Here is a 1,924-nt window from a genome sequence, read left to right on the forward strand (position 1 = left end):
GGCGCTGCTGCGGGCGATGGTTGCCGATGCGCGGCAAGCGGTCGGGCGGATTGAGCTGCTGCCGGCCGCTGAGCGGGCGTATCTGCTGGAGGAGCTGAACCGGACGGCGGCGGCGTATCCGTCGGAGCAGTGCCTCCACGAGCTGTTCGAGGCGCAGGTCGCCAAGGCGCCGGAGGCGGTGGCGGTGGTCTGTGCGGAGGAGCGCGTGAGTTATGGCGAGCTCAATGCGCGGGCCAACCGTCTGGCGCATTATCTGACCGGGCTCGGTGTGAGGCCGGGCGATTGCATAGCCACTGTGCTTGACCGTTCCGTCAGTCTTGTAGCGGCGCAGCTTGCGATCCTGAAGGCGGGGGCAGTGTATGTACCGATTGATCGCGCCCTTCCACCTGCGCGGCAAGGATGGTTGATTGCCGACTGTGCTGCGCGCTTGGTGCTTGCCGAGAGGGACCATCTGGTTGAGGTGACGATTCCTGTTCTGGCTGTGGAAGCGCTGATGGCTGGAACGGGATCCAGTGCTGATCCAGGCCTTGCATTGAGCGCCGAGGCGGCCGCTTATGTGATGTACACCTCCGGGTCGACCGGCAGTCCGAAGGGAGTTGTTGTTCCGCATCGTGCTGTCAACCGGCTCGTGATCAACAATGGATATGCGAAGATCGGTGCCGGAGATCGTGTCGCCTTTGCCGCCAATCCTTCCTTCGACGCCAGCACATTTGAAGTCTGGGCGCCGCTGCTCAATGGTGGCTGCATCATTGCAATGGATGCCACCACCGTCATAGATGCTTCAACTTTTGCTAGGGCGCTTAAACAGCAACGGGTGACATCACTTTTTCTAACAACAGCATTATTCAACCAATATGCATCAGCGATTGCCCCGACGTTAGCACAACTTAAGTATCTCCTCTGCGGAGGCGAGCGCAATGACCTTTCCTCATTTCTGAGACTCTTGAGAGAAGAAGGTCCTGTACGTCTCGTTCACTGCTACGGTCCGACCGAGACGACTACCTTCGCGACAGTCTGCGAGGTCACCGCAATTGATGAGACATTCCGCCGTCTCCCGATTGGGCGTCCGATCGCGAACACGCGGGTGTATCTTCTGGACGGTCATGGCGCGCCTGTTCCGTTCGGGGTGATGGGTGAGCTTTACATTGGCGGGGCCGGCGTTGCGCGCGGGTACCTGAACCGGCCGGAGCTGACGGCGGAGCGGTTCATCGCCAGCCCCTTTGTGGCCGGCGACCGGCTGTACAAGACCGGGGACCTGGCGCGGTATCTGCCGGACGGCAATCTGGAGTTCTTGGGCCGCAACGACGAGCAGGTGAAGATCCGCGGCTTCCGGATCGAGCCGGGCGAGATCGCGGCGCGGCTTGCCGAGCACGCCTTGGTACGCGAGGCAGTGGTGGTGGCGCGCGAGGACCGCCGCGGCGATAAACACCTTGTGGGCTATGTGGTGTGTGCGGCTGAAGCAGCTTCGAACGGGCCGGATGGCGTCGAGCTGGCCGGCGCGTTGCGCGCGCATGTGAGTGCGCACCTGCCGGACTACATGGTGCCGAGTGCGTTTGTGCGGATGGCGGCACTGCCCTTGACGCCGAACGGCAAGCTGGACCGCCAGGCGCTGCCGGCGCCGGAGGATGAGGCGTATGCGCGGCGGAGCTACGAGCCGCCGCAAGGCGAGATCGAGACCGCGCTGGCAAGGCTCTGGGCGGAGCTTCTGGGGCTAGAGCGGGTCGGGCGGCACGACCACTTCTTCGAACTGGGTGGCCACTCGCTGCTGGCGGTGCAACTGATGGAGCGGCTGCGGCGGCTGGCGCTTGGGGTCGAGGTGCGCACCCTGTTCGCCAAGCCGGTGCTGGCGGATCTGGCGGCAAGCCTTGGCAGCCATCAGGAGGTGGCGGTCCCGGCCAACCTGATCAGCGAGCAGAGTACGGCG

General features: G+C 63.8%; 1 protein-coding gene. It reads left to right on the plus strand.

All coding sequences use genetic code 11. The features are described from left to right. On the plus strand, nt 1–1,924 hold a 1,924-nt coding region (locus tag AB4Y42_RS43845; RefSeq protein ID WP_368697838.1), incomplete at both ends, for an amino acid adenylation domain-containing protein.

The sequence above is a fragment of the Paraburkholderia sp. EG286B genome (assembly GCF_040965655.1).
Classification (GTDB): Bacteria; Pseudomonadota; Gammaproteobacteria; order Burkholderiales; family Burkholderiaceae; genus Paraburkholderia.